Annotated in this window: 18 protein-coding genes; 5 read left to right on the top strand and 13 right to left on the bottom strand. The window is 43.5% G+C overall.

All coding sequences use genetic code 11. From position 1 onward, the window contains the following. Positions 1-137 precede the first annotated feature (137 nt). On the top strand, positions 138-692 hold the full coding sequence (locus MP3633_RS11060; protein ID WP_112138192.1) for a YaeQ family protein: 555 nt from the start codon (positions 138-140) through the stop codon (positions 690-692). A gap of 34 nt (positions 693-726) precedes the next feature. Here the strand turns inward: MP3633_RS11060 and MP3633_RS11055 are convergent, their stop codons facing one another. Continuing rightward, positions 727-1,470, bottom strand: coding sequence for a dienelactone hydrolase family protein (locus MP3633_RS11055; RefSeq protein ID WP_176335586.1), 744 nt, complete (start codon positions 1,468-1,470; stop codon positions 727-729). A gap of 144 nt (positions 1,471-1,614) precedes the next feature. On the opposite strand from MP3633_RS11055, the gene MP3633_RS11050 reads away from it, so the two are divergent. The 3 genes from MP3633_RS11050 to MP3633_RS11040 all read left to right on the top strand — a co-directional run bounded on the left by MP3633_RS11050 (position 1,615) and on the right by MP3633_RS11040 (position 5,181). Further along, complete coding sequence (locus MP3633_RS11050; protein ID WP_176335585.1) at positions 1,615-2,715, top strand: tRNA-queuosine alpha-mannosyltransferase domain-containing protein; 1,101 nt, start codon at positions 1,615-1,617, stop codon at positions 2,713-2,715. A gap of 294 nt (positions 2,716-3,009) precedes the next feature. Further along, positions 3,010-4,329 carry a YjiH family protein gene (locus MP3633_RS11045; protein ID WP_244959607.1) on the top strand — a complete coding sequence of 440 codons (1,320 nt, stop codon included), beginning with the start codon at positions 3,010-3,012 and terminating at the stop codon, positions 4,327-4,329. 117 nt (positions 4,330-4,446) lie between these two features. Beyond that, the gene (locus tag MP3633_RS11040; protein WP_176335583.1) at positions 4,447-5,181 is read left to right on the top strand and encodes a hypothetical protein; all 735 of its coding nucleotides are present in this window, start codon (positions 4,447-4,449) and stop codon (positions 5,179-5,181) included. Positions 5,182-5,300: 119 nt separating this feature from the next. On the opposite strand, the gene MP3633_RS11035 is transcribed toward MP3633_RS11040, so the two are convergent. From MP3633_RS11035 to MP3633_RS11000, 8 genes are all read right to left on the bottom strand, one after another. Then, positions 5,301-6,608: an alpha/beta fold hydrolase gene (locus tag MP3633_RS11035; protein ID WP_176335582.1), complete on the bottom strand. Its 1,308-nt coding sequence runs from the start codon at positions 6,606-6,608 to the stop codon at positions 5,301-5,303. Positions 6,609-6,785: 177 nt separating this feature from the next. Further along, entirely contained in the window at positions 6,786-8,147 is a 1,362-nt protein-coding gene (locus MP3633_RS11030; protein ID WP_176335581.1) for an NAD-dependent succinate-semialdehyde dehydrogenase, read from the bottom strand. Positions 8,148-8,159: 12 nt separating this feature from the next. Then, entirely contained in the window at positions 8,160-9,422 is a 1,263-nt protein-coding gene (gene doeA, locus MP3633_RS11025; RefSeq protein ID WP_112138207.1) for an ectoine hydrolase, read from the bottom strand. Further along, entirely contained in the window at positions 9,419-10,678 is a 1,260-nt protein-coding gene (locus MP3633_RS11020; RefSeq protein ID WP_112138209.1) for an aspartate aminotransferase family protein, read from the bottom strand. Before MP3633_RS11020 ends, doeA begins: the two co-directional genes overlap by 4 nt. Before the next feature lie 28 nt (positions 10,679-10,706). Further along, positions 10,707-11,876: a N(2)-acetyl-L-2,4-diaminobutanoate deacetylase DoeB2 gene (gene doeB2 / locus MP3633_RS11015; protein ID WP_176335580.1), complete on the bottom strand. Its 1,170-nt coding sequence runs from the start codon at positions 11,874-11,876 to the stop codon at positions 10,707-10,709. A gap of 593 nt (positions 11,877-12,469) precedes the next feature. Further along, complete coding sequence (locus tag MP3633_RS11010) at positions 12,470-12,943, bottom strand: acyl-CoA thioesterase (protein ID WP_176335579.1); 474 nt, start codon at positions 12,941-12,943, stop codon at positions 12,470-12,472. A gap of 310 nt (positions 12,944-13,253) precedes the next feature. Further along, on the bottom strand, positions 13,254-13,604 hold the full coding sequence (locus MP3633_RS11005; protein ID WP_176335578.1) for a hypothetical protein: 351 nt from the start codon (positions 13,602-13,604) through the stop codon (positions 13,254-13,256). Positions 13,605-13,737: 133 nt separating this feature from the next. After that, positions 13,738-14,349, bottom strand: coding sequence for a LysE family translocator (locus MP3633_RS11000; protein ID WP_176335577.1), 612 nt, complete (start codon positions 14,347-14,349; stop codon positions 13,738-13,740). 104 nt (positions 14,350-14,453) lie between these two features. Between MP3633_RS11000 and MP3633_RS10995 the strand changes: the two genes are divergently transcribed. Then, entirely contained in the window at positions 14,454-15,230 is a 777-nt protein-coding gene (locus tag MP3633_RS10995; RefSeq protein ID WP_176335576.1) for an AraC family transcriptional regulator, read from the top strand. An 89-nt stretch (positions 15,231-15,319) separates the two neighbouring features. On the opposite strand, the gene MP3633_RS10990 is transcribed toward MP3633_RS10995, so the two are convergent. The 4 genes from MP3633_RS10990 to MP3633_RS10975 form a co-directional block, all read right to left on the bottom strand. After that, positions 15,320-17,392 (bottom strand): AAA family ATPase, encoded by a 2,073-nt coding sequence (locus MP3633_RS10990; protein WP_176335575.1) that lies wholly within the window; start codon positions 17,390-17,392, stop codon positions 15,320-15,322. Continuing rightward, complete coding sequence (locus tag MP3633_RS10985; protein ID WP_176335574.1) at positions 17,373-18,554, bottom strand: AAA family ATPase; 1,182 nt, start codon at positions 18,552-18,554, stop codon at positions 17,373-17,375. Before MP3633_RS10985 ends, MP3633_RS10990 begins: the two co-directional genes overlap by 20 nt. Positions 18,555-18,718: 164 nt before the next feature. Continuing rightward, positions 18,719-19,354 carry an ATP-binding cassette domain-containing protein gene (locus MP3633_RS10980; protein WP_176335573.1) on the bottom strand — a complete coding sequence of 212 codons (636 nt, stop codon included), beginning with the start codon at positions 19,352-19,354 and terminating at the stop codon, positions 18,719-18,721. Further along, positions 19,342-21,090: an ABC transporter permease gene (locus MP3633_RS10975; RefSeq protein WP_176335572.1), complete on the bottom strand. Its 1,749-nt coding sequence runs from the start codon at positions 21,088-21,090 to the stop codon at positions 19,342-19,344. The genes MP3633_RS10980 and MP3633_RS10975 overlap by 13 nt, the downstream gene beginning before the upstream one ends. Positions 21,091-21,125 lie beyond the last annotated feature (35 nt).

Raw genomic sequence — 21,125 nt, 5'->3', positions numbered from 1 at the left:
ATTTTGTTTTTTTTGCTGGCCTCTTTTTGTCATAAAAACAATTGGCTGGTGATGATATTGCTGCTGCTTTTTGCTGTACAATTCATCGCGATTTTTATTGTCCTTTTTTTGTATTTAATCAGTGTAGTAGACCCCCCATGGCGACAAAAGCAACAGTTTATAAAGCATCGGTTCAAGTGTCTGATATGGACCGAAACCATTACCAAAGTTATGATTTAACCTTGGCATTACACCCTTCTGAAACCGAAGAGCGAATGATGGTTCGCTTGGCGGCGTTTGCTTTGTTAGCAGATGAAAAAGAAGGCGGTGAACAGTTAGGTTTTTCTAAGGGAATTAGCACAGAAGATGAGCCAGATCTTTGGCAGAAGAATTATTCCGATGAAATTTTACTGTGGGTGGAACTAGGTCAGCCAGATGAAAAGCGTTTACGAAAAGCCTGTGGGCGTGCTCAACAAGTAGTGGTCGTGAACTATAATGACAAATCAGATATTTGGTGGGAACAAAATAAAGGCAAAAATAGCCGTTTTGATAACATGCGAGTGTTGCAGTTTTCAGAAGTACAAGTACAAGCTTTGGCGAAAATTTGTACGCGCTCTATGCAGCTAAATGTCACGATTCAAGACAGCGAAATGTGGATCTCTGGTGAGTTGGGCGAATGCGCGTTAACACCAATGTGGCGAGGCGAGTCATAAGCTCGCTTCACACATTGATGTAAGTTTTACCGAATCAGGCTTTGTGTAGCGTGCTATGAAACAGGGCAACCGCCTTGTTATAGCATTCTAAAGCGAGGGCTGGGTCGTAACGATCGCCTTCGTCTCGCATGAACGCATGTTGACCGTTAAACTCATGCCACGTAAATAAGCGATCCGTATCGATCAATTGTTGATATACCTTTTGTCGACCTTGTGTTGAAACATGCGGGTCTTGCTTACCCCACACCATGACCAATTCTCCTTGAATGTCCTTGGTACGAGTGAAGGAGTCGTTATCTTCTTCGCAAGGGATGGTGTTGGAGTGAATGTCAGTTGCATACAGGCAAAAAGCCGATTGGATACAAGGGTTCAAAGCCGCTCGATACGCCAAATGACCGCCTAAGCAAACGCCCATCGCACCAAATTGGCCTGTGCAATACTCTTCCTGTTCAAAGTAACTAATCATCGCAACAGTGTCGCTGTCGTGAGCTTCAAGCGTTTTAGTGAATTTGTCGGAATTGCCTTTGTCTTTCCCCTCGTCATCGTAGCCCAAGACGGTACCAATTGGATTAAGCTCATGAAAAACTTCTGGAACGATAACCACAAAACCATGCCCTGCCATCATCGCGGCTGAACGAGCGATAGGTGAGGTTTGTTGGAAAATTTCAGAATAAAAGAAGATACAAGGAAAGCGACCTTCGGCTTGAGGGCGATAAACAGTACAGCGCATGGTGCCAGTTGGCGTGTTAATATCTTGATCGTGTCGTTGAATGATCATGGTTTTCCTTAAACGATTCGTTATTTTCCTACATGATATTCGACCCAAGACAGATGAGCTAGCAGTAAGCCGTGAATAATGTGCTTCGGAAAGGCTGAAAGCATTCGATTTAAAATCGACAAAAAAGATAAGTGAGAAGAACACGTGCGAATTTTATTGATTAGTGCTTATGAGGCGAGCAGCCATAAGGCTTGGGCAAACACCTTAATGAAGGGTCTGAGTGAGCATCGCTGGAGCTATTTATTTTTACCTGCTCGACATTTTGCTTGGCGTATTCGAGGCAATGCCATGAGTTTTGCTTTTGATCCTAGGTTCAAATCTACGCTGGAACAACCTTATGATTTGGTGGTCGCCACGTCGATGACGGATTGTGTTGGTCTAAAAGCCTTTTGCCCAGATTTACAAAATATTCCTTGGTTACTCTACTTCCACGAGAACCAATTTGCCTATCCTGCCAGCGACAAACAACAAGGTTTGATCGAAATGCAAATGGTGACTTTATACAGTGCTTTGGCGGCGGATTTATGTGTTTTTAATAGTCAGTTCAATAAAGATTCTTTTTTTGATGGTGCACGAGCATTATTGAAAAAACTACCTGATTACGTTTCACCAGATTGGTTGATCAATACTGAGCAAAAATCGCAAGTACTGCCTGTGCCGCTGGATATTCAGAGTCAACCAGAAAAGAGCGGTAGTCGAACGCCAGTAGAGGCACAGACCATTAAATTGGTGTGGTCTGCGCGTTGGGAGTTTGATAAAGGGCCTGATCGATTGCTAGCTATCTTGGAAGAACTGGAATGTCGCGATGTTGCTTATGAAATTGCGATACTTGGAGAGCAATTTCGTTCTATTCCAAAAGAATTTAATCAGATCAAAACCCAGTTCTCACATCGTATTACGCAATTTGGCTTTGCTCAAAGTAGGGTGGACTACTTGGCTTTTTTGGCGTCAGCCGACATCGTACTGTCTACCGCACTGCATGAGTTTCAAGGTCTTTCTGTTCTTGAAGCGGTTGCACTTGGTTGTGTTCCTGTATTGCCCAATCGACAAGTGTATCCTGAGTTGTTTGGCGACGAATATTTGTATTCAAGTGACATTAAAAATAGACAGGTAGAAGCCAATGCGGCGGTTGACCTAATTCAGCGTCTTGTTGTAAATGCTCAAAAAGCCCCGCTTGTTAGTCAATATTTAGCGAATGAGCTGCTACCACACTATGATGCGCTGATTAAGAAAATAAGTGGCTAACTCGTTTGTTATGTATAGACAACCTATCTTAATCCCCTAGTCTTCAACACCTGTCTTCATGTCAACAGCAATGCATGCTGTCTATATTTGTTGTGTATTATTAGTGCATAACGCTTTATTTTGCTCTTTACTTGTGCGATTCTCGCGGTGTTGGCGTTAAAAAATAAAAACAAAACTCTATTTATCTCTGTTTATAAAGCGGTGTTCATACAAATGTTTTAAATGTATATACATGTTGGTATGTATGTTGCTTTTTACTTAGTGATTAATAACGTTCTCATAGGAAGTCGCAATATGAATGCAACAGATTCAAACCAAAAAGGTCTATCACCGCTATCGCTTTTGAAGCTGGTAGTTTATAGCTGTATCGGTATTTTCTTCTTTTTTGTCCCCATCGACATTGGCGGTAAAGAAACGATTCCACTGGATCATATCGTTTCATGGCTAAGAAAAGATTTTGCTCAAGCCGCTGAAATTTATGCTGTATTGGCCGTTCTTGCTGGCGGCGCGTACCCCTTTGTAACGGGGAAATGGCGTGTAAGCAAAACGCAAACTGTCTTGTCTATTTTTAAAGTATTGGGTGTTATCACGGCCTTGATGGCATTTTTATCGATGGGTCCTGCGTTTTTATTCGAAAAGGACATGCTGCCATTCTTGTTTAGTAAATTGGTGGTTCCTGTTGGTTTGATTGTTCCTATTGGTGCGGTGTTTCTAGCCTTCTTAATTGGTTATGGATTATTGGAGTTTGCTGGCGTGCTTTTACAGCCGATCATGAAACCGCTCTTCAAAACACCGGGTAAGTCAGCGATTGATGCGGTAGCGTCTTTTGTAGGAAGTTACTCCATCGGTTTGCTGATCACCAATCGAGTGTATAAATCGGGTCAGTATTCAGCAAAAGAGGCAGCGATTATCGCAACGGGCTTTTCCACAGTATCCGCAACCTTCATGGTGATTGTGGCGAAAACCCTTGGTTTGATGGAGGTTTGGAACGTGTTTTTCTGGGCTACGTTATTGATCACCTTCGTCGTGACGGCCATCACGGTGCGTTTATTTCCGCTTAGCAAAATGGATGACACAGCAGAGCATCGTGAAATCGAAGTATTTGAACACTCGCGCTTTAAACAAGCCTTATTGGAAGGTTTAGAAGTGGCCAGCAATGCGGATTCTATTGGCCGTAACATTCTAAAAAACCTTAAAGAAGGCATGTTAATGGCGATGAGTATTTTGCCATCTATTATGTCTGTCGGTTTGTGTGGTTTGTTGTTAGCGAAATACACGCCTGTTTTCGAATGGATAGGGTATTTGTTTTACCCGTTCGCTTGGATTGCTCAATTACCCGATCCAATGATGGTTGCCACAGCGTCTGCAACCGGCTTAGCAGAAATGTTTTTGCCCGCATTAATCGCAGCAAAAAGTGTGTTTGTGGTGAAGTTTGTTGTCGGCGTCGTGTCTATTTCATCGATACTCTTTTTCTCCGCGTCGATTCCTTGCATCCTATCAACAGAGATTCCGTTGAATATTAAGCAAATGTTAATCGTTTGGTATCAACGTGTGGCGCTAACAATTTTGATCGCTTCGCCTGTCGCGTTTTGGGCAGAGCAATTCGTTCAATAACAAGCAGTTTACTTTAGTCGCCAAAGCAAAAATAAAACACGCTGTATTTGCGTGTTTTATTTTTTGCTTCTGAGTTTTCATTGGTGTCAGTCGAAGGCTTCGCTTATCATCCCAACAATGACCTCAACACTTCAGTATAAATCCGTTTACCTTCCCGTTTTCCTTGTGCTATGGCTGGGTTTGTTTTTAGACAGCCAAGTGGTGGCCGCTCGTCTGGAGTACAGCCAATGGCTGACTAATGGGTTGGTCTTACTGTGTTTTACTTGGGTGTATTTCAAAGCTACGCGAAAAATAAAGAAGTTAATGTTGTATGGTGTCGGCTTGGCTTTTTTGGGTGAAGTGGTTTTCTCCATTGTCTTAGGCATGTATGAATATCGTTTAGCGAATGTCCCGATTTATGTGCCTTTGGGGCACAGTTTGGTTTACGCCGCCGTGTTTTATATACACAAAGAAAAAGTTATTCAACACCACAAAACGATGATTACCTCGATGTTGTATTGGGGAATGATTGTTTATTCCAGTCTCTGGTTAATCTTCGATCAAGACTTGCTTGGCTTTCTTTGCATGCTAGCAGTCGTGCTACTGCTGAAAAAGAAAACGGGGAATGAGCTGTTCTTTCTCATTATGTTTTTCATGGTGGTGTATTTGGAATTACTTGGTACTTATTACGATTGTTGGGTTTGGCCTGATACGTGGTTTTCAACAATCTCTTTTATCACTAGTAGTAATCCACCGAGCGGTATCAGTGTTTTCTATTTTGGTTTCGACATCGGTTGTTTGTGGATGTATAAAAAACTCAATAGCCAGAAGTGGAAGCGAATGAAATCACTTCGGCTTTTGAGAAATTCTTAGGCAAACAACACCCTAATACAAGATTCTAATACAACAGGGCGTAAATAATAACATGAGGCCGTTACATGACACCGCTTGTGACGCCGAGCAAAGACCTCAAATATATGCCGTGCCAATCGTTAGCTTTTTAACGCCCCACCTTGATCTAAAAGCAATTCACGTAGTTTGCAAAAAACCTCAGAAGATTGGCGAACGCCATCATGTTCGTAACTGTTTGTCAGCCACACTTGTGTATTGCCAACGTGCTTGGCCGTCGCCATAGAAAGCTCCTGTGGCACATACATGTCGTTATAATAAACGGCTGCGACAACGGGCACTTTATTTTGTGCAAGCTTGGCGAGGTCGTAAAGTGGCGTGTAGTCTTGATAGTCCGCAAGGGCGTTGGCGGCACCAGCAAAGGGACTCAACGACGTGATTTGCTCGAACATCCACGGATACATCATTTCCCCTGTTAACATTAAAGGGGAATGGTCAGCATTGAATTCGCTGTATTGTCCACGGAGCTGTTCTGCCGCCCAGCTGGTGCTTTCGTTAGGCCGACCATAGATGCTTTCATGAATCACCGCAAAAAGAGGGCCTTCGTGATAACTGGTCAAGTTCATAGCTTGCTCTAAAAATGCATCGCTGAGTCGAGTTTTATCGCTGCCAGCAAAGGCTTCGTCAATAAACCAATGAACTTGATCGATACCGGGCCCCATGCCTAAAAGAATACCAATACTTTGGAATCGCTCTAGTGTGAGTACATCACCATCTGGTAAAAGTACTTTCTCGTTCGTTAGGCACTCTGCAATTTTTGCCATGATCTTGGCGTCATCTGGGTAGCGAGCATAATAGTTTTGGTTTTTTTCTATCACGCGCTGATACGTTAGCTGGTAAACATCGTGTGCCGAGGCTTCTAAACCAACAAGCCCTCCTGTGATATAGCAAGCAGCAAGACCTTCTGGCGCTTGGGATAAATACGCGAGAGTAATAAAGCCGCCATAACTTTGACCCAATGTTTCAAATAAGCGACCCGCATAAACCGTTTTCCGAAGGTGCTCGCAATCCGCGACAATGCTATCGGCACGAAATTTAAGCAGATAATCTCGGCCTTCTTCAGCAGACAGTTTACTAATCAGATGTTTATCAATACGACTGCTTTTACCTGTGCCACGTTGGTCTATTAAAACGACGCGGTGAGTTTTTAATGCTTCAATCATCCAAGGCAGCGAATCGGGCATAGGGCGAGGGGATTTCCCACCAGGGCCACCTTGTAAAAACAGCAGCAATGGCAGTTCGTCATGAACTTGGTTCAAGCTCACGACTTCGCGGGCAAAGAGTGTAATGCTTGGGCTGGTGGTGGGTGACTGCCAATCCAAAGGAACCTCTAGCTCATAATCGGTAATGAACATTCCTTTCATTTTGTATTGCTGATTTGTTACGTTCATTGTTTCTCCGTTATCTTTTGCAATAGCCTCATGGTGTGATGACTCGTTTGCGCTGACTGCTACTCTAGCATATTCGCAAGGCGTTCTTTATCCCGTTTTGTGGGTGCGATACCGATAAAAAAAAGAGCCTCAAATGAGACTCTTTAGATAATTCTTAAACACGATAGCAATATAAAGTTAGGCTACCCAAATCTGTTGTACATTGACGAACTCTCGAATCCCTTGTGGGCCAAGCTCGCGGCCATACCCTGATTTTCCAATACCGCCAGACGGTAAGCGGGGGTCACTTTTGACAATACCGTTCACCGCAATTTGTCCCGATTGTAATGTATTAATCGCTTGATCAATGATGGTTTGGTTTCGTGTCCAAATACTGGCGCCTAAGCCGTATTCCGTATTGTTGGCCAGTTCAAGGGCTTGGTCTATGTCTTTAATCGAACTGACGCTTAGCACTGGGCCAAAGGTTTCCTCATCAAAGGCGGCCATACCGGGTTTCATGTCCACCAGTAAAGTCGGTGGATAAAAGAAGCCTGAGCGAGAGGGTAAATCCCCCCCCACTAAGCAACGTGCTCCAGCGTCGATGCTCTGTGTTACTTGAAGGTGGAGTTGGTCTCGTAAATCCTCTCGTGCCAATGGCCCTAGATTCGTACTTTCATCTGTTGGATCACCACATTTTAGTTTGCTAAAGCGCTGTCGTAACGCTTCGCATACCTCATCGTAAATTGTCTGTTCGACGAACAAGCGTTTCACGGAAATACACGACTGCCCCGCATTAACCATCCGCGACAGCGTAATCACATTTAGAGCTTTCTCTAAATCCGCATCTGCCATTAAGATGCAAGGATCGGAGCCGCCCAACTCAAGCACGGCGGGTTTTAATCCAGCGGCAGCCTGCGAAGCAATGGATTGTCCCGCCTTACTTGAGCCAGTAAAAGACACCGCTTTAACAAGAGGGTGATCGATCATTTTACTAGCTACCGAATTCGGTACGGTTAAGTTTACCAGCACGTTTTTTGGTACGCCGGCGTGATAAAAACACTCAATTAATTTATTCGCCGTGGCAGGCACATTTGGATCGGCTTTTAACACGCAGGTGTTGCCCGCCATCAACGTGGGGGCAAGAAATCGTAACGCCAACCAAACCGGTGCGTTCCAAGGCAAAATCCCCAATACGGTGCCAAGAGGAGGGTATTGCACATAACTGTGACTAGCATCGGACTCCAGCGTTTCGGGTGCTAAAAATTTGGCGCCATTATTGGCGTAATACTCGGCACACCCTGCGCTTTTTTCTACTTCAGCAAGACCTTCTTTAATAGGTTTGCCCATTTCTAATGCCATTAAACCAGCAAGCTCGGCCTTGTTGTTACGCAAAGTGGCAGCGACAGCCTGTAACATTGTCGCACGCTTCGCCATGCTTTTTTCTTTCCATTGAGTAAACCCCTCTGCCACGCTATTGATGGCGGAATGAGCTTGTTCTAAAGTCATTGCAGGACAAGGGGGTAAAGCTTGTCCAGTGGTTGGGTTCGTTGTTTCTAGCATAGTCACCTCTTATCAGCTGGCGGCTTTCTTGTTGCTCGCCTTGGTTTTCTTTGCGGCATTTTTGGCTGGAAACGCACTGGAAAGGTCAATGGCGGACGTTTGGTCAGCAAGAGTCGGTTTCACTGTGAAGTCACGATCCATATTGAAAAAGGATCGACAGCCGTCTTCGGTTATTTCAATGGTGTCTGAAATACCGCAGGTTTTATTGCCTTCAATGCCCCACATCCATGGAATCATATGGAAGGTCATACCGGGTTTTAACACCGCCGAACTCCCTTGTTTTAAGCTAATGATATAGCCTTCATCCCAGCTCGGAGGGAAGGCGATGCCAATGGAATAGCCCGAGCGGGTAATCAGACTCGCACCCACTTGATTGTCCATAATGATATTGCGCACCATATTATCTACGTCCGACACCGTCATGCCCGGTTGCACCACACGGTGGATTTCATTGAGCGCGCGTTTCATAATTTCCTGCGATTGATACATGGCGTCCGACAGCTCGCCTAAAATGACCGTGCGCATCATGGCGGTATGATAACGACGATAACAACCGCCTACTTCCAAAAAGACATGTTCGCCATCTTGTACTGTGCGGCCTTCGAAAGTAGCGTGGCCAATCATGGTTCGTGGGCCAGAAGTGACATACGGCATCACGGCTGGCGTTTCGCCGCCCGCACGGAACATCGCCGCCGCAATCTCGGCGCCGATTTCATTTTCCGTAATACCCGGTCGACAAATTTCAATGCCCGCTTTCATGCCCGCTTCCGTGGCGAGCGCGGCGCGACGCATGACCATGATTTCTTCTTGCGACTTACAAATCCGACCTTCTTCCACAATGCCGAAGCAATCCATTAATTTGGCATTTTTCAAGGTGGTATGAATGCAATCTTGTTGATAAGCAGGAAAGAAATAGCTGTTTCTTTCATAGCCAATGCGTTTGTCACCTAAACCGAATTCACGCAATGCATCGACCAACATTTGAATGGCATCGCCCGTATCTGGGTAAGGGCGCGTTATTTCCACCCAAGTGCGCGCAAACACGTTAGATTCTTCCAGCGCACGCGTAATCATAAAGGGCTCTTTATCCAGCGGGATCACTAACGCCTGAAAGAAGGAATAACCCGTCGTCTGATAATCGGTTAAATAAGTGATGTTTTCTGGATCGGTGATCACAATGGCATCCAAACGGCGCTCTGCTATACGTACGCGCAATTCGCCTAACCGACGCTGATATTCAGCAAACGTAAACGTCATATCATCGCGTTCAATCATGCGGCTTCCTCCATAACAAAGCGTACGGCGCTTTTTAAAATATCCAAGCCTTCCATCAAATCCGCCTCAGGAATCGTCAACGGAGGAATGATCTTCAACACTCGACCCCCTTTGCCGCAAGCGCCAATCATTAAGCCTTTTTTAAAACAACGCTGTACAACTTTGGCCGCTACTTCACCGCTGCCCATATCCAAGCCTAAAATAAACCCTTTGCCGCGCAGCGCTTTGGCACTGTTTTCGGTGAGTAAAGGTTCAAGAGCATGACGGACTTGCTCCGCTTTTATCGTCACTTCAGACATCAACTTGTCGTCTTCAAAATAGCTCAAGGCTTCTGCGCCAGCGACAAACGACAAGTTTTGTCCACGGAATGTTCCGGTATGCTCACCTGGCGACCAATGTTTGTCCAAATCTGGATGCACCAGATTCATTGCCATGGGCGTGCCTGCGCCGCCGATGCCTTTTGCCAGCGTAATAATGTCAGGATTAATGCCCATGTCATCAAAGCTGAAGTACGAGCCAGTACGACCACAGCCGACTTGAATGTCATCTACAATCAACACAGAACCAAATTCCTTGGCGAGTTTTTCCAATGCCTGCATCCACTGAGCGCTGGCGATGTTGACACCGCCTTCTGCTTGAATGGTTTCGACCATGAACGCCGCAGGAGGCTTGATGCCGCTAGCAGGGTCGCGATACTGGCTTGCCAGCGTTTCTAGTGCGTTAAGTGCCGCTTCTTTGTCGTGCTCTTGATCAAATAATTCATGGCTGACGTGCAATAAAGGTACGCCAGACGCTTGGCGAAAATAGTCGTTCGCCGTCGCGGCCAATGCACCAAGCGTCATGCCGTGAAAGCCTTGGCTAAACGCCACGATATCGTGTCGTCCGGTGGCCTTTCTGGCCAACTTCATCGCGGCTTCCACTGCGTTTGTGCCTGTTGGTCCCATAAACTGCATACAATGGGGCATGTTTCTAGGTTCTAAAATAACGTCGGTAAATTTCTGCATAAAGTGCGCTTTGGCTTGTGTCTTCATATCGAGACTGTGTAACACGCCGTCTTTTTGCAGGTAATCAATCATGGCTTGCTTCATACGAGGGTTGTTGTGACCAAAGTTCAACACCCCAGCGCCAGCAAAGAAATCGATGTATTCCTTACCATCTTCGTCAACCTGACGAGCGTTTTTCGCCGTAACAAAAACCGTTGGGTACGTGCGAGCGTAAGCTCGAATGTTGGATTCTCGTTGTTCAAAAATGCTCATATCGTCTCCTAAGTAGCCGTTTGGTTATCTATTTGGTAAGTGATTGATTACGAAGGCCAGCCAGTTGGCAAAACCAACGGCAAACATCCGCAATCAGTCGATCATTGAAATCGTAATGGGGGCTATGGCAAGGAACGTCATGTCCTTCGCCATCGTTGCTGCCAATCAAGGCGAATGCTCCAGGAATGGCTTGCAAGTAGTAGCTAAAATCTTCCGACGCCATAATAGGTAAGGCTTGACCATGGTTTAGCGCTTGTTCCCCATAAAGCGCTTGCCAAACGTCTCGGGCTTGAGTGGCTGGTTCTTTATGGTTGATGGTTGCTTGGTAGCGGGTGTCATGTTGCACGACACACTCCACGCCATAAGCGGCCGAAGTTTGCGTTGCCACCGCAGAAATATGCTGATTAAGAAGCTGACGTGTTGCTTCATCTGGTACTCGAATACTGCCACTTAGCGTGGCGCTTTCTGGAATCACGGTCGGCGCTGAACCGCCATTCATTTGCGTGACACTAATCACCGCGGTCGCTTGTGGCGCAATGCGTCGGCTAACAATTTGCTGTAATGCCACATTCACCGCACTGGCGGCTAGTAGTGGGTCAGCGCATAATTCTGGTTGACTGGCGTGTCCGCCGCGACCTTTAAATTCCATACTAAAAGTGCCATTACCGCACATCACAATACCGTCTGGGCAAGCAATGGTGCCGTAAGGTAAAGCGGGCCAATTATGCCAACCGTAAATAGCGTCAACGCCTTCCAATGCGCCATCTTTAATCATTTCACGAGCGCCGTGAAAACCTTCTTCAGCGGGCTGAAAAATCAATACCACCGGTTGAGGGAGTTCACTTTCAAACTGTTTTAGCCAACGAGCGGTCGCTAATAGGGTCGCTGTATGCCCGTCATGACCGCAAGCGTGCATGCAGCCCTGATTCAGCGACTGCCACTCTTTGCCCGTTTGTTCATGAATCGGTAGGGCGTCCATATCGCCACGCAAGGCAATTGCCGCGCCTTTAGCGTCTTTATTCAGCCAAGCCACGGTGCCAGTCTCTGCGCAAGCCCGCCATGGAATATTCAGCGTATCAAGTTGACTACGAACCAGCGACGCGGTGTTTTTTTCTTGCCAGCTCAATTCGGGATGAGCATGCAATTTCTTACGCAATGTTTCAGCAAAGACAATATTTTCTTGCCATGAATTCTGCATAACGAACCCCTTAATAAAATCCAAAGTGATAAAGAATCTCGTAAGACTTCATACAGTAGTAATTAAATAATGAAGGGGTTGCAAGTGCGTAAAATCAAAATAACGTCAAGAAAAAGCAGAAATAGCAGGAAATAAAACGCGAAAGAAACAAAATAAACGCTCAAAACAAACACATAGAGAAATATGAAAAAACTTTAAAAAAACCTAAAATTTCACATTTATTTCTCTAAATATTGCCTAAAATCGGCATTTTTACGTGCTCTAAAAATACGCGTGAACGCCCTAAAATTAAGCAGTCAGCAAAAAAAGCATTTTTAAAAAGATGTCATCTCTAGCAATTAGATGTCTAAGGTTTATTTTTTATAAAAATTACAACTATAATGATTAGATATGTAATTTCTGTATATTAAACAAATTGACTTATTTAATGGGAAAGCAGAAAAGACGTGTGTGAATAATTGAGACAGGATGAAGCGGCATGTCTTTGCTAGGTTGAATGTTTAGTGCTCCACACTGAAGAGAGAAAAATTCCCAATTGGCTTTTCGCCACCAAATTAAAGCCTTTCGCAAATAGGTATAAACGTACTGTTTTTTTAGGTTTTTTTTGCTTCAAGTCTGGCCGTTACTTTTGCCATGACATACTCAGGCGAAATGGTTCCTGCTTTACTGATAACACAGCCAATGGACGTGCCTTCCGCGACCACTTTATCACCAACAAAGAAGGTGTGTATCATGTGAAAATATTTCTCATCCCAATTGATTATTTCCATCGTCACTACGTATTTTTGAAACGGTTTTAGTGAGCGTTTATATTTCATCGTATGCTCTGCGATAACAGGCATCCAACCTTCTTTTTGCATGGTTCTGGCTAAACCTGAGCGGATAAACATATCGACTCTCGATAGATCGCAAATGGTCAAATAGCGGCCGTTATTCATGTGCAAATTAATGTCTAAATCATTGGGTAAAACGCGTAACTTGAGCGAATTCTTCGGGTGCTTAATCGGTAATTGCGGTTTGAATTTTGACGCGATCAACAACATGATCATTCGAAAAATCAAGCTCATTGTAGGTTCCTTTATTATACTTATTAGCAATATGTTATGTGTGTTACTTGTCTTACTGACAGGCCTGCATTAATGCTAATTTTCTTTCTTTTTCGAAACCAGTACAGAAAAAGTCAACAATGCTAACAATTTACGCTTTAAACCGTATGAATTTTGGGAGGATTTAGAAGAAATATTGATTTGAAGTGTTGTCTCAAATTGTCTTAAAAGACCATAAGTCACAAAGGCATCAAAACACTTTTAAATACGCTGCGTTTATCGACTCATAGCAAATATTGAGGTTCTTAGGTTTTATTCCAGTGCATTCACGTTAGCGAACCGAGGATTCATTGATATACCAAGTATCGTCTTTACGGTGAATGCCAATAACGATCAAGGCTTCACGTTTTTCATAAAGGCCTTTCCATACAAATCGAAAGCAGCCGTCATGATCGCCTTCGCGATAGCCTTTTAAGGCACCAAAATACTCGTAACCGAGATTCATGCCATTTCGCGCTTGCATGTGTTTGATGTCGTTTTGAAAGCGCTCTATTGAAAAGCCGACTAGATCTTTTTCTTCATAGTGCTTAATGAATAGCTCATAATTGCCTGTATCGTCCGCCTCAAGCATTACCTTGAGGAAGTTCTCCGCGATGGATTTTTCATTTTCTAATTCAAGCATGGAAGGTTTCCTTTGTCTGGTACCAATTTATTTGTCAGAAGCGATTTGGAAAATATAGCAGATGCATCATGATAACTTTTATCAAAGTAAGCACTAAGTATAGTATTTTAATATGAACTAAATTTAGTGCTAACTAATCAATATTTTTGACCCCAAGAACCATAGCGGCAGCAATCAAAAGCGAGCCTGATATTTTATTTAAATACTGCCCGATATTTGATTGAAATTTCTCTGCAAAAAACGCAGCCAATTTACCGTAGAAGCATAAGAACAAACCATCTATAACAAGATAGGTGATACTTAAGGCGATAAATTGAGGGAGTAAAGGCTCTGACGCAGAGATAAATTGAGGGAACAGCGCTGCAAAGAAAATAATCGCCTTAGGATTTGATGCTGACGTGATAAATCCTTGCCAATATAAAGACTTAATGGAGCGAGGCGGAGAGCTTTTAAGGGGTGACTGATTTGAAAAAAGCAATCTCAGCCCCGAGTAAACAAGATACGCAACGCCTGCCCACTTAATCACTATGAAGACTTGTTGTGAAGAGTGAAGGCTCGCGGCTAAGCCAATGGACGCGGCCATCATTTGCAAAAAGTTAGCTGAAAGGTCACCACAAGCTGTAGCGATTGATTTTTTAAACCCGCTGCCAATGCTGTTAGACAGCATAAGAATATGGCTTGCTCCCGGTGGAAACATGAACGCCAACACTGTCCCAAAATACACTAACCATACTTCAATACTCATAAACCTTACCTTCTGATAACTTATTGGGTGAAGGTATATGCTATTTCATATTCAAATGGCTTAATTTATCCTATATGACATAAAACATTGATAAGTTGCCAATCATGAATGCAAACGAACTCATCCAACATTTATCTGATCATCAAGTTGTTTCGAAAATAATCGATCTGCCAGCGAATGAAGTAGAGGAATGGCACGCGCATCCATGGCATCAAGTGTTGTTTCCCACCTCTGGGTTACTGCAATCCAATATTGAAAGTAAAAGCATTATCGTTCCACATAATGGAATGCTCTTCATACCAGCTAATACCCTTCATAAGTCAGTGTCCGTAACGAAAACACAGTTTTTAGCGGTGTATTTAAATCCCCAAAGCCCAGTGAATTATGGAGATAATCCAAAGTCTTGTTTGGTCACGCCGTTCTTGAAAGAACTGATTGTGTTTTTGGTCGAGCATGGCTTGGATAATCACACAGAGCAAATGACGACGAGCTTACTTTGTGTGTTACGAGATCAAATTGCCATAGCAGAGCATTACGAAATTCCCTTACTCCTTCCAAGTGACAGAAGGTTGATGGCGATCTTCGTAGAATTGAACCAGCAGCCAGATTTGGCCTTAACCCTTGCAGAGTGGGCAGTAAAAGTCGGCGCATCTTCGCGTACACTGTCGAGGCTTTGTGCCAAAGAATTTAATCAATCATTCGCAATGTGGCGACAAAATATTAGATTGGTTTTATCGCTACAGTTACTTGAAAAAAACATATCCATTCAAAACATCGCTTTGGAGTTAGGCTACCAATCTGACTCCGCCTACATCCATGCCTTTAAAGGATTATTTACCCAAACGCCCAGCCAATATCGTAAAAAGTACTTATTGGTTTAGATTGTTATTTTGTTTTGGGCTTAAATACGAAAAGTCAGACATTTAAAATGACTGGCTTTGGGGGTCTGTTAGAGAATTAGCAAAGCACCTTATTGATATATTATTGCCAACTGATCAACCTTCTCCAATATTTCTGTGACTGTTTCCTCTAACTCTGAACCCATGCGCAAATATTCATTTGGATATTCATCTTTCATCAAAAGCATTAATACATAATGTATCGGCTTAAATTTTTCTATTAAATTATATTCTTTAAACCATTTGTTCACTAAGTGGGTTTGTTTTTTAGCTAAAAACAACATTAGTAAACCAATGATGGCTTGAGCGTGTTCTTCTAAATCTTGAGGCCATGTATCTCTAATAAATGTTTTTTCCATAGAATTCGCGGCTATTTTAAGCTCATTATTCCATAGAGCAATAGTCGAAAGGGTATGCAAACTATGAAAGTTTTCTTCATTGTCTACTCCTTGTTGTGCATAAATAAGGGCTTGGCCGTTCTTTTCCATAAACATATAATCAAAGTACAGTTTCGCTATTGGGGTGTAGACAAAACCAAAGCCGTGTTCTATTGCTTTAAGATAATTTTTCTCCGCCAGTTGAAAATCATTTAATACGAAATGATACAAGCAACCAATCATAAAGTGATTTCGAACAAGACCTTTTTCGACCGCTTTTTCGAAATGTTTGAGTGCTTGCTCAAAGTCATTTTTGCCCATGCAAGTAAATGCTTGATCAGCATATTCATCACCTTCTATTTCGGGCAATGATCTTAAATAACTGGCGTCATTTTGTTGTTTGAAAAAGGCATGAGCATGCTGATATATCTGTTCTTTTTCATTCACAGAGATGTTTTTACAGCCCAGTAGAGCTGAAGTATAGGCCAAGGTGCCAGGTAGGTAAGCGTCATTACTTAATCCCGAAGAAAATTGTGTAACTCGATGAGTTAAGTCTTCTTGGGTGCACCACATTTCAATAAACCGAGTTAGCCAAAGCAGTTTGTTTTTATCTCGACGACGGCCATAGCGCATGAGATACCAAATATTGAAAAACCGTTCTTGGATGCGGTAAAGATGGTTTTTATTGTCGGTGGGAATTTTCTCTACTATCCATTGCTTTTGTAGTTGGGATAGTTGAGCCGATATGGTTTTGCTGTCTATACGAGTTTTTTGGGCGATTTCTTTTACTGAGATGGCATCCCAGTGTTTGGCAATGGCGTGAACGATGGGCTTTTGCTGTTTACTTAGGTCGTCCATTCGATGTTTGTAAATGGGAGAAGCCATGTCGAGAGTGTCATCTAAATAACCAAAAGTGGTGCCGTGTGGGCCTTCGGCCAAAATATCAAATAATAACGCCATGGTTCTTGGTACGCCGCCAGTGAGTCGACGGATGGATTCTATTTTTTCAGGTTGCTGTTCGATGGCTAGTTTTATTTGTTGAACGGTACCTTCTCCTGCAGCTTCTGCCAGAGCTAATAGCAAATCTAGGGTTTCATCTTTCGTAAGCTTGCCTAAAGTGATGACGTTAAAAAACTGATAAAAAGGGTGTTTGTGATCATAGAAATTTTCAAGAGACACCGCAGAGCCGCCAATGATTCTCAGGTTAGCATTTTGACTTAATACTTCTCTGAGTATGGCTAAATCGAGCTTAGAGAAGTGATCAAATAATTCGGCGATATTATCGATAAAGATAATGATTTTTTGCTGATGCTTGTTTAGGGCGTTGTTGAGTAATTTGAATGCCGCTTTTGCGTCCTCGCCATCCTCTGGTTCAATGTCTTCTATTGTTTCTGCTAGACCTTTAAAGTTTGTCCCATATAAAGGGTGCTCTTCTAGATCTTCCGCGATACGCAACCAAAAACTAAACAAAGAGCTAATGCCATATTCTTCTTCTTTTAGTTGAATCGGGATTAACCAAGCTGATAACGCTTCACTTTCTTCAACCTCAATACATAATCGGGTGAGTAAGGTAGTTTTCCCCGCACCTCTTACACCTTGAATAATGTAATGCTGTTCAGGCGATGCCATATCAGACTGCGAAATTTCTTTCCATAGGCGTTTAAACTCTTTCAACCTGATGGCAAAGGTTTTCTTTAATACCGCTGTGGACGTATTTTGCGGGTTGTACTTTTTCGGTATTTCGTTTTTATAAGGCACGGTTGGCATATCGATTCCACCAGTCTTTTAATAGGGGCGAGGTAAAACGGTAAGTATTTGGTTCTGATTCAAAAATATAGCCATCATGCTCTAAGCAATTAATGACATAACCATGGTTGGTATCTTGATATTTTTCTTGTTGGCTTAAATTGAAATAATCGTTAAATGAGGCCTGTTCAGATTGAGCCAATAGATTCAAAAACTCTTTTGCCAGTTCTCTTTCTGACTTTTCAAGGCGATTGAGTCGTTCAACCCAATGGTTAAAGTTAGAGCGATAAGCTTGGTCAAATAAGGTGGTATAAGCAGTGTCAACGTCGCTGCATGTTGGGGTGAGGTTTTCAATTTCTAAGCAGTGGTCTTCAAGCCTCTCCCATAGAATTTCAATATAGTAAGGCATCAACCATTGAACTTTGCCAAGCATGTATATAGCAACGTCTGGCGTAATGTTTAATTCGCTGTCATTTTTGTTACTTAGAAAATCAATAAACGCCAATCCATCAGGTTGGCTTAAGGTAGAGAGACTTAATTTTTCTTGATCATTAATGAGATTCGACACACCGAGTCGATTGGCTAATGAATCTAATCCAATGGAACCGGTAAAAATAAACTGCACCATTTCGTTCAATGATGTGTCTTGGCACAAGGTGCGGGTGTTTTTCATGAATTTTTTGACTGCGGTTAAACCACCATCCTCATGAATCGCTTCAATTACATCGGGATATTCATCAAAAACAATGACCAGTTTTTTATCCAATTGAAGTTTACGAATCACCGTTGCTAAGTCTTGGTAAGTGATATGTCGAGTTTTGTCGGTTAACTTGATGCCTGAACCCGCTATGCTTATGTTATCAATCTTACTTAATATAGAACTAAGCCACTCTTTGCTTTTTTGGCTGTTTTTTTCTAGGTTTTTAATAAAGTCAGTATCGTACAATTGATCAAATATTTGCTTGTAGAAAGCTTGTTCCGTGGTACAGGATTGAACCATGGTATATAGGAAAATGTACTCTTCTTTAGGATTTTGCTCTAAATGCCTGAGCATTGAGGTTTTGCCAGATCGCCTAGGGGCAAGCAAAATGATGTGAGCGCCTCTATCTAAGCAACGCCATATTTTTTGTTGATCTTTGTGACGTTCGAAATACTTTTTTCCGAATACAACCTGACCTGACATATAACCTCCATGTTTTTGACAATGAATATTTTGTCAATATAGATAACAATAAATTCATTGTCAAATTTTTAGGCTATGAATTTATAGTCAAAACTGAAGGTGAGCAAAAATCTTTAAACAATATCGTTATCTTTAAAGGTATATTGTCATCTGGAGCAAAGTGATTATTTCACGACCCCCAATTCCAAACATTCCCCTTCCATTGCCTTAGCGTCTTCAGAGTCATGGGTAACAAGCAACGCGGGTATATTCGCTTGGCGTATTTCGGCAAGCACGAAGGCGCGTACGTCGCGGCGTAGTGCTGGGTCGAGTTTGCTGAATGGTTCATCGAGCAGTAGGTAGTGAGGCTGAGAAAGCAACGTGCGAAGTAGCGCGACGCGGGCTTGTTGGCCGCCGGAGAGCTCTTTCGGTAACGCGTTGGCTTTGTCGGTCATACCGAGCCGTTTTAGTGCATCGTGGGCTAATGGGAGTCGATCCGGTTTGCGCGTTTTGTCTGGTAACGCAAACAACAAATTTTCGATGATGCTCATGTGTGGAAACAACAAAGGCATTTGTTGTAGCAGGCCGACTTTCCGCATTTCTGTCGGTTTTGTATGGAGTGCGTCGCCATTAAGAAACGCTTCGCCAGACGCGGTAAACGATGGCGCTAGCGTGCCACTTAAAAAATTCAACAAGCTGGATTTTCCAATGCCGCTTGGTCCCATGATAGACAAGACGTGACCGTCGGCGATGTCGAAGCTTAAATTTTGAATCAGTGTTTTGCCATTTGATGACAAAGAAAATGCATTCACGCGGAGCACGTTTTATCCTTTTTTGTTAATGCCTTTTTAAGCCGTTTTTTGATGGTGAGTCGCCATTCCGTCCAGCGGCTTGGGATGATCTGCGCTAGCCAAAATACCATAACGGGAAAGAAAGCTTGTAGCAGCGCCATACTGCCTACTTGTTTTCGGTCGCCAGACGCCGCTTGCGCCACCGCTTCGGTGGTTAATGTACTGTAACGGCCTTCGCCTGCAATTAACGTTGGCAAGTATTGGGCAATACTGACGGAAAACCCCATGGCAAACGCGGTAAATAACGCCGGTTTGAGCATGGCGATTTTGACACTGACGTAATGACGCCAAGGTCGATTGTTTAAACGATTGGCTTGTAATAAATAGTCTTCGTTATAGGCCAAATAGGGGCCTTTTAGCGTGAGATAAACATAGGGCAATACGTACATGAGGTGCAAGGCGATAATGGCGCAAAGATCGCCATTTAGGTTGAGGTATATCAGCAACACATGCAGACCAAATAAAAAGCCAATTTGCGGCAGCAAGATTGGCACATAAATGAGCCAGTCAAAGGCGTATTGCTGTGAAGGGTTAGCAGAATTCGTCATGCTATGACGCTTTATTTCCAACATAAGCAAGCTTATGGCGCAGGCGATCAACGTTGAAAACAACGCAATGATTAGGGTGTTGGCGCTGAGTTCCATCAGTAAGGGTGCGGCGCGTTCTATGTTGTCCCAAGTCCACTGAGATGGCAGCGCGTCGGGGAAACGCCAGCGTTTGGCCAAAGACCAAAAAGGCAGCAGAATGAGGGCGATAAATGCGCTCAGTAAAGTGAACGCTCCTAGAATAACGCCAGTGCCCAGCAAGATGTCTGACACGCCGTGACGTTTGCCATTGCTGCGTTCACAGCGCGTCATGGCGCTAAACACCTTATGAGCCAGTTCCCACCCCCCAAGCGTTAAAACAATCGTAATCATCAAGAATATTGCGCCCGCGCTGGCCGTGTAACGCATGGCCAAATCGGGATCATTGAACCAGCGGAATAAAGTCACCGCTAGGGTGGACGGCGTATTTGGCCCAATGACTAATGCCAAATCCACGACGGTTAAGCTAAACGCCACGACGATAAAAATAGGCAAACGAATAATTGGATAAAGCTGAGGAATAAGTACTTTACGCCACAAAGTGAAGCGGCTGTAGCCTAGGGCTTGGCATGCTTGCATGCTTTCTCGTGCTTGAATGCTTTTCATCGCGGCGAGCATGACAAACAACAAGTAGGGCATTTCTTTGATGATTAACGCGAAGATCAATGAAATACCATAAGGGTCTTGTACGGTTATCCAATTCGGTGGGCGTTCAAAGCCGGTTAACCAAGGGCTAAAGAGTCGTACAATCCAACCCGATGGGCTCAATAAAAACAATAAACCGATCGCTATGGCGGCGTGAGGAATGGCTAAAATGGGAGAAAGCAGAGCTTCTATCTTTTTGAAAAAAGGTCGTTGATAGCCCCAAGCTAATAAAGACAGCGCCAGCCAAAGTGCCAATACGGGCGCACCAATGCCCGTGATTAAGGTCAGTTTTAGGCCCGCGTAAAATTCCCCTTGGGAAAACACGTTATACCAAGGGGATAAAGAAAAGTCATATTCGCCCAGTGGGGGGAAATAATGAAAAGCAGGAAGCAAGGTACCGACCAAGCCAATGACAATGGGAAGGGCCAGTAAAACAGTGATAAAACCTGTGATCCATTGAATGTGTTTTAGCGGCATCTTGCTTCTTATTGCTTATGTGGTTTTTGTTGAAT

The sequence above is a fragment of the Marinomonas primoryensis genome (assembly GCF_013372285.1).
Classification (GTDB): domain Bacteria; phylum Pseudomonadota; class Gammaproteobacteria; order Pseudomonadales; family Marinomonadaceae; genus Marinomonas; species Marinomonas primoryensis.
Note: the sequence above shows the minus strand (reverse complement) of the source record. Positions and strands in the feature narration are given on the sequence as shown.

Coding starts and splice junctions, on each gene's coding strand:
- MP3633_RS11010 (WP_176335579.1), bottom strand. CDS start 12,943: ATGAGCTTGATTTTTCGAATGATCATGTTGTTGATCGCGTCAAAATTC.
- MP3633_RS10975 (WP_176335572.1), bottom strand. CDS start 21,090: ATGCCGCTAAAACACATTCAATGGATCACAGGTTTTATCACTGTTTTA.
- MP3633_RS11045 (WP_244959607.1), top strand. CDS start 3,010: ATGAATGCAACAGATTCAAACCAAAAAGGTCTATCACCGCTATCGCTT.
- MP3633_RS11000 (WP_176335577.1), bottom strand. CDS start 14,349: ATGAGTATTGAAGTATGGTTAGTGTATTTTGGGACAGTGTTGGCGTTC.
- doeA (WP_112138207.1), bottom strand. CDS start 9,422: ATGATTGAACGCGATGATATGACGTTTACGTTTGCTGAATATCAGCGT.
- doeB2 (WP_176335580.1), bottom strand. CDS start 11,876: ATGCAGAATTCATGGCAAGAAAATATTGTCTTTGCTGAAACATTGCGT.
- MP3633_RS11020 (WP_112138209.1), bottom strand. CDS start 10,678: ATGAGCATTTTTGAACAACGAGAATCCAACATTCGAGCTTACGCTCGC.
- MP3633_RS11035 (WP_176335582.1), bottom strand. CDS start 6,608: ATGAACGTAACAAATCAGCAATACAAAATGAAAGGAATGTTCATTACC.
- MP3633_RS11030 (WP_176335581.1), bottom strand. CDS start 8,147: ATGCTAGAAACAACGAACCCAACCACTGGACAAGCTTTACCCCCTTGT.
- MP3633_RS10990 (WP_176335575.1), bottom strand. CDS start 17,392: ATGCCAACCGTGCCTTATAAAAACGAAATACCGAAAAAGTACAACCCG.
- MP3633_RS10985 (WP_176335574.1), bottom strand. CDS start 18,554: ATGTCAGGTCAGGTTGTATTCGGAAAAAAGTATTTCGAACGTCACAAA.
- MP3633_RS11005 (WP_176335578.1), bottom strand. CDS start 13,604: ATGCTTGAATTAGAAAATGAAAAATCCATCGCGGAGAACTTCCTCAAG.
- MP3633_RS11040 (WP_176335583.1), top strand. CDS start 4,447: ATGACCTCAACACTTCAGTATAAATCCGTTTACCTTCCCGTTTTCCTT.
- MP3633_RS11060 (WP_112138192.1), top strand. CDS start 138: ATGGCGACAAAAGCAACAGTTTATAAAGCATCGGTTCAAGTGTCTGAT.
- MP3633_RS10995 (WP_176335576.1), top strand. CDS start 14,454: ATGAATGCAAACGAACTCATCCAACATTTATCTGATCATCAAGTTGTT.
- MP3633_RS11055 (WP_176335586.1), bottom strand. CDS start 1,470: ATGATCATTCAACGACACGATCAAGATATTAACACGCCAACTGGCACC.